The following is a 6084-nucleotide window of genomic DNA, read 5'->3' as shown; positions in this document are numbered from 1 at the left end:
GTCGAGGTGGGGCCCGGCGACTACATGTGGCTGCGCGCCTTCTGCCCGCAGGCCTGCTATGCGGGCGGGCCGGGGCCGTTCCGATACCTGCTCTACAAGGACGTGAACCGCCACGCGCCCTTGTGGCCCAACAGGTAAGCGAAAGGCCGGGCAGATCGCCCGGCCGTTTCCGTTACAGCCCGTAGATTTGGCCGAACTTCGCCTCCAGATAGGACAGCAGCGGCTCGGGCGAGACGTCGGCGCCCGTCGCCTCCTCGATCAGCGCGCGCGGGCGCTTCAACCCGCCATGACGCTGCACGTTCTCGCGCAGCCATTCCACGGCGGGCGCGGCGTCGCCCCCGGCCAGCGAGGCGTCCAGGTCGGGCACGGCATCGCGCATCGCCTGGTTCAGGCAGCCCGCGAAGACGTTGCCCAGGGCATAGGTGGGGAAATAACCGAACAGCCCCACCGCCCAATGCACGTCCTGCAAGACGCCATTCGCCGGGCGGTCAACCACCACGCCGAAGTCGCGCAGGAAGCGGTCGTTCCAGGCCTCGACCAGATCGTCGGAGGACAGCCGACCCGCGATCAGGTCGCGTTCAAGATCGAAGCGCATCATGATGTGCAGGTTGTACTGAACCTCGTCCGCCTCGGTGCGGATGAAGCCAGGGGTGACGCGGTTCACGGTGGCATAGAAGGCATCCGCGTCGGTGATGTTCAGCCCGTCGAAGGCGTCCGACATGCGGCCAAACAGCCAGCCGGTAAAGGCCCGGCCCCGGCCCATCTGGTTTTCGTAGATGCGGCTCTGGCTTTCGTGGACGCCCATCGACACGCCCCGCCCCAAGGGCGTGAAGGCGTAATCCGGGTCGATGCCCAGTTCATAGCTGGAATGGCCGACCTCGTGGATGGTGGAATAGATGCAGTTGAAGGGGTCGGTTTCCACGACGCGCGTCGTGATGCGGCTGTCCTGCCACCGGCCGCTGCTGAAGGGATGGACCGCGATGTCCATCCGCCCGCGCGTCCAGTCATACCCGAAGGCGGTGGCGCAGATGCGGGCCAGCCGGATCTGGGTTTCCTGCGGGAAATGGCCGGAAAGCGGCTTGGGCTGGAAAGCGGCCCCCAGCACTTCCTCGCGCAGGGCGACAAGGCGCGGGCGCATGGAATCGAACAAGGCCGCGATCTCGGCCCCCGTCATCCCCTGTTCGTAATCGTCCAAGAGCGCGTCATAGGGATCGCCGCCATCGGCCAGGGCCGCGGCCTCGTCCCGCTTCAGGACCAGGACCTGATCCAGCGTGGGCAGGAAATCCTCGGGCGCGTCCTTGGCGCGTGCTTCGGCCCAGATGCCCTGGGACAAGGATGTCAGCCGCGCCAGTTCCTGCGCCAGCTTGGCGGGGATGCGGTTCGCGCGGCTGAAATCGCGCGCGATCAGTTCGACCGACCGCGCCTCGGCCTCGGTCCGGGGTTCGGCCAGGTCCAGCCATTCGCCGATGCGGGGATCGGTGCGGCGTTCGTGCAGCACGGATTCCATCGCGGCCATCTCCTCGGCCCGCTGCTCGACCGCGCCGCGCGGCATCACGGTTTCCTGGTCCCAGCCAAGGCGTTCGGCGACCGAGGACAGCGCTTCGGTCTGGCGCTGGAAGGCAAGCAGGTCGTTGATCGCCGTCATCGGATGGTCCCCCTGACCGAAGTTTCATGCGGAAAGCGCGCGTGGTGGCGCGCCCGGATGATCAGCGCGAACAGGACGACCGCGCCCAACTGGTGCGTCAGCGCCAGACCCAAGGGCGAGGCATGGATCACGTTCATGATGCCAAGCGCCACCTGCACCGCCACCGCCACGATCATCGCCGTGAAGGCGCCTCGCGTGACCGGATGGGGCGAACGCCGCGCGCGCAGCCAGACCACGACCGCGAAGATCGCCAGCAGATAGCCCACCATCCGGTGGACGAATTGCACAAGGGCGGGATTTTCGAAGAAGTTGCGCCAGCCAAGCACCGGATCCCAGATCAACGCGGGGATCCATTCGCCGCCCATGGTGGGCCATCCGGTATAGGTGCGGCCCGCGTCGATGCCCGCGACAAGCGCGCCGATCAGGATCTGCACGAAGGCCAGGTGCATCAGGCCGGTTGACATGGAAAACAGCTTGGGTTCCCCCGCGCGGCGGGCGCGCAGCAGATCGGCCTCGGACCGGCCCAGCAGCAGGACATACCAGGTGATCAGGCCCAGGATCACGAAGGCCAGGCCCAGATGGGTCGCCAGCCGATAGGATGCCACGCGGGTCATCCCCTCGACCAGGCCGGAACTGACCATCCACCAGCCGATGGCGCCCTGCAGCCCGCCAAGAGCCCCCAGGCCCAGCAGGCGCGGCGTCCAGCCGACGGGGATGCGCCGGGTCGCCAGGAAGAAGACGAAGCCTGCAGCCCAGACCAGCCCGATCAGCCGGCCCAGCAAGCGGTGCGCCCATTCCCAAAGATAGATTTCCTTGAAGCCTGCCAGATCCATGTCCGGGTTGACCTGGGAATATTGGGGGATCTGCTTGTAGGCCTCGAATTCTGCCTGCCAGTCCGCCTCGTTCAGGGGCGGGATCGTGCCGGTGACGGGCGCCCATTCGGTGATGGACAGGCCCGATCCGGTCAGGCGCGTGGCGCCGCCAAGCGCGATCATCGCCAGGACCATCACGAACAGGATCATCAGCCAGACCCGGATCGCCCGCCGCGCGCCGCGGGGGGCCGCGTCGATCATGCCGGTCGTTGTCACGGGGCGGCTGCTGGCGTGGGGGTCAAGGACTTCCTCGAAGACGGGGCGCTTGGCCATCGCTTGCTCCTTCAGGTGGGGCGGAGGGTAGGTTGGGGTCAGCGCCGGGTCAACTGCCGCAGGATCCCGTGCAGGACACGCACGTCGCCCCGGGTCAGCGCCAGCCGCGACCACATGTTGCGCAGGTTCAGCCGCATGGACGCGGCCTTGGTGTCGGGAAAGAAGAAGCCCGCCTCGGTCAGCCTTTCCTCGAAGTGATCGCCCAGCTTCTCGATCTCGAGGCGGTCGGCAGGCTGGATCGCCTCGGGGCGGCCGTGATGGGGGGAAGGCTCGGCGGGCAGCAGCTCGCGCCCGTATTCATAGCCCATCAGCAAGACGGCCTGGGCCAGGTTCAGCGACGGAAAGTCGGGGTTCACCGGCACCGTCACGATGGCGTTGGCGCGGGCAACGTCGTCGTTTTCCAGCCCGGTGCGCTCGGGTCCGAAGATGATCGCGCAGCGCCCTTCATGGGCGCGCGCCATCTCCATCGCCGTTGCCGGGGTATGCACGGGCTTGGACAGTTCGCGGCCCCGCGCGGTCGTGGCAAAGGCGAAATCCACGCCTTCCATCGCCTCGGCCAGGGTCGGATAGATCCGGGCGCGATCCAGCACCTGCCCCGCCGCACCGGATGCCATGGCAACGGCGCGCGGGTTGGGCCAGCCGTCGCGGGGATCGACGATGCGCATCTCGGTCAGACCGAAATTGAGCATGGCGCGGGCGGCGGCGCCGATATTCTCGCCCATCTGCGGGCGGACCAGGATGATGACGGGCAGGCGTTCGGTTTGCATGGGGCGCAGATAGTCCGTATGGCGGCGGGCGGCAAGCTGCGCTATCTGCGACATAAAGGAGTTCCGCCATGCCCGACGCCACCCCCGACGCCCCGCAGCTTTACCTGATGACGCCCGCCGGTGCGCAGGCGTCGACACTGGGCCCGCAACTGGCGGCGGTCATGGATGCCTTTCCGGTGGCCTGCCTGCGCATCCGCGCCGGGGCCGAGGAGGACGAGTTGGGCCGCCTTGCCGATCTGGCGCGCGAAATCGCCCATGCGCGCGACGTGGCGGTGGTGATCGACGATCATGTGGCCCTGGCCCAGCGGCACGGGCTGGACGGGGTGCATCTGACCGACGGTGCGAAGGCCGTTCGCTATGCCCGCAAGGAACTGGGCGCGGACGCCATCGTCGGCTGCTTCTGCGGCAATTCGCGCCACGAGGGGATGAACGCAGGCGAGGCCGGCGCGGATTACGTCAGCTTCGGCCCGGTTGGCGCCTCGGCGCTGTATCGGGGCGAGCCGGTGGAACTGGAGCTGCTCCAGTGGTGGTCCGAGATGATCGAGGTGCCGGTCGTGTCCGAAGGCGCGATCACGCGCGAATTGCTGGAGCAATTGTCGCCCGTCAGCGACTTCATCGCCATCGGACCCGAGATCTGGACGGCCGAGGATCCCGTGGCGGCGCTGACCGCGCTTTGGGGCTAGATGTCGAAGCGTTCGCGCGCGCCGGACGCGAAGCGGCGCAGGATCAGCGGGTAAAGCTGGTGTTCGCGTTCCAGGACGCGGGCCGCCAGCTTTTCCGGCGTGTCGCCGGGTTCGACAGCCACGCGAGCCTGGCCTAGGATCGGGCCCGCGTCCAGATCGCCGGTGACTTCGTGGACCGTGCAGCCCGCCTCGGCATCCCCTGCCTCGATGGCGCGCTTGTGGGTGTGCAGGCCTGGGTATTTGGGCAACAGAGAAGGATGGATGTTGATCATCCGCCCCTCGAAACGGTCAATGAAGGCGGGCGTCAGGATGCGCATGAAACCCGCAAGGCAGATGATGTCGGGGCGCGCATCCAGCAGTGGTTCCAGCAGCGCGGCTTCAAAGGCGGCGCGGTCGCCCGGATATGCGCGGTGATCCACGGCGGCAGTCGGAACGCCCAGGGCCGCGGCCTTGGCAAGACCACCGGCCGCCGGATCGTTCGACGCGACAAGGACCGGCTGCGCCGGATGGTCGCCCGCCCCCATGTCCTGAACCAGGCGGACCATGTTCGACCCGCCGCCCGAGATCAGAATGGCAACGCGTTTCACGCAAGCTGCCCGCTGTAGCGAACGCCCGGCCCTGCCGTCACGCGGCCAAGGCGATGAACCGTTTCGCCATGCCCGGACAGCAGGCCGGCCAGCGCGTCGGCGCGGTCGGCCGCGACCGACAGGATCATGCCGATGCCGCTGTTGAAGGTCTTGAGCATTTCCGCCTGGTCGATCCCGCCGGCCTGGGCCAGCCAGCGAAAGACCGGCGGCAGGGTCCAGGACGACAGGTCGATGTCCGCGCCCAGATCCTTGGGCAGAACGCGCGGCAGGTTTTCCGTGATGCCGCCGCCGGTGATATGGGCCAGGGCATGGACGCCCCCCGCCCGGATCGCCGCAAGCGCGGACTTGACGTAAAGCCGCGTGGGCACCAGCAGCGCCGCGCCCAGGGTGCCGTCACCAAAAGGCGAGGCCGCGTCCCAGCCGAGGCCCGCGTGATCCGCGACCTTGCGGACAAGCGAATAGCCGTTGGAATGCACCCCGTCCGAGGCCAGGCCCAGCAGCACATCCCCTTCCATCACGCCCGCAGGCAGGGCAGTGCCGCGCTGCATGGCGCCGACCGCGAAGCCGGCCAGGTCGAAGTCGCCGTCGTGATACATGCCCGGCATCTCGGCCGTCTCGCCCCCGACCAGGGCGCAGCCCGCGGCCTTGCAGCCCCGTGCGATGCTTTCCACCACGCGGGCGCCTTCGTCCACCGAAAGCTTGCCGGTCGCGAAATAGTCCAGGAAGAACAGGGGCTCGGCCCCTTGGCAGACCAGGTCATTGACGCACATCGCGACCAGATCCTGGCCGATGCCGTCCAGGTGGCCGGTGTCGATGGCGATGCGCAGCTTGGTGCCGACGCCGTCCGTGGCCGCGACCAGAACCGGGTCGTCAAAGCCCGCCGCACGAAGGTCGAACAGCGCACCGAACCCGCCAAGCGCGTCCATCACGCCGGGACGCGCAGTCGCTGCGGCAGCGGGCTTGATGCGTTCCACAAGCGCATTGCCCGCGTCGATGTCGACGCCCGCATCGCGATAGCTGATCCCGTTCTTCGTCATGGCGACCCCCGGCTGAATGCTGCTGACCCGATAGCGCAGCCCGCCCACCGGGGCAACGGTGATCGGCGCTTGACCGAGGGCCGGCCTGCGATTAACCCGGACGGGCTGCTGGGCCTGTAGCTCAATGGTTAGAGCAGGGCGCTCATAACGCCTTGGTTGGGGGTTCGAGTCCCTCCGGGCCTACCACCGCAGCCGGACGATCCTGCCTTGCAATGGCTGC

The 6084-nt window shown here is 68.0% G+C and carries 6 protein-coding genes, 1 tRNA gene and 1 pseudogene; 3 read left to right on the top strand and 5 right to left on the bottom strand.

What is annotated here, in order from left to right; genetic code table 11:
• Window positions 1-138, top strand: a pseudogene (locus tag IE224_RS14935) ((S)-ureidoglycine aminohydrolase); the annotation flags it as partial.
• A 34-nt stretch (window positions 139-172) separates the two neighbouring features.
• Here IE224_RS14935 and IE224_RS14930 read toward each other — a convergent pair.
• The 3 genes from IE224_RS14930 to IE224_RS14920 are packed head-to-tail and all read right to left on the bottom strand — an operon-like array spanning window position 173 to window position 3557.
• A complete protein-coding gene (locus IE224_RS14930) occupies window positions 173-1645 on the bottom strand; it encodes a carboxypeptidase M32 (RefSeq protein WP_191311462.1) in 1473 nt (490 codons plus the stop codon).
• Window positions 1642-2790 carry a heme A synthase gene (gene ctaA, locus IE224_RS14925; RefSeq protein WP_167621778.1) on the bottom strand — a complete coding sequence of 383 codons (1149 nt, stop codon included), beginning with the start codon at window positions 2788-2790 and terminating at the stop codon, window positions 1642-1644. Before ctaA ends, IE224_RS14930 begins: the two co-directional genes overlap by 4 nt.
• A gap of 38 nt (window positions 2791-2828) precedes the next feature.
• On the bottom strand, window positions 2829-3557 hold the full coding sequence (locus IE224_RS14920; RefSeq protein ID WP_191311485.1) for an RNA methyltransferase: 729 nt from the start codon (window positions 3555-3557) through the stop codon (window positions 2829-2831).
• Between the two features lie 68 nt (window positions 3558-3625).
• On the opposite strand from IE224_RS14920, the gene IE224_RS14915 reads away from it, so the two are divergent.
• Window positions 3626-4240, top strand: coding sequence for a thiamine phosphate synthase (locus IE224_RS14915; protein WP_167621777.1), 615 nt, complete (start codon window positions 3626-3628; stop codon window positions 4238-4240).
• Here IE224_RS14915 and purN read toward each other — a convergent pair.
• On the bottom strand, window positions 4237-4827 hold the full coding sequence (gene purN, locus IE224_RS14910) for a phosphoribosylglycinamide formyltransferase (protein ID WP_167621776.1): 591 nt from the start codon (window positions 4825-4827) through the stop codon (window positions 4237-4239). The two genes, IE224_RS14915 and purN, sit on opposite strands and share 4 nt — an antisense overlap.
• Window positions 4824-5864 carry a phosphoribosylformylglycinamidine cyclo-ligase gene (gene purM, locus IE224_RS14905; protein ID WP_191311460.1) on the bottom strand — a complete coding sequence of 347 codons (1041 nt, stop codon included), beginning with the start codon at window positions 5862-5864 and terminating at the stop codon, window positions 4824-4826. Before purM ends, purN begins: the two co-directional genes overlap by 4 nt.
• A 110-nt stretch (window positions 5865-5974) precedes the next feature.
• Here purM and IE224_RS14900 point away from each other — a divergent pair.
• Window positions 5975-6050: transfer RNA gene (locus IE224_RS14900), tRNA-Ile, on the top strand.
• The last annotated feature ends 34 nt before the right edge of the window (window positions 6051-6084 follow it).

The organism is Paracoccus aerius (assembly GCF_014656455.1).
Lineage (GTDB): Bacteria > Pseudomonadota > Alphaproteobacteria > Rhodobacterales > Rhodobacteraceae > Paracoccus > Paracoccus aerius.
Note: the sequence above shows the minus strand (reverse complement) of the source record. Positions and strands in the feature narration are given on the sequence as shown.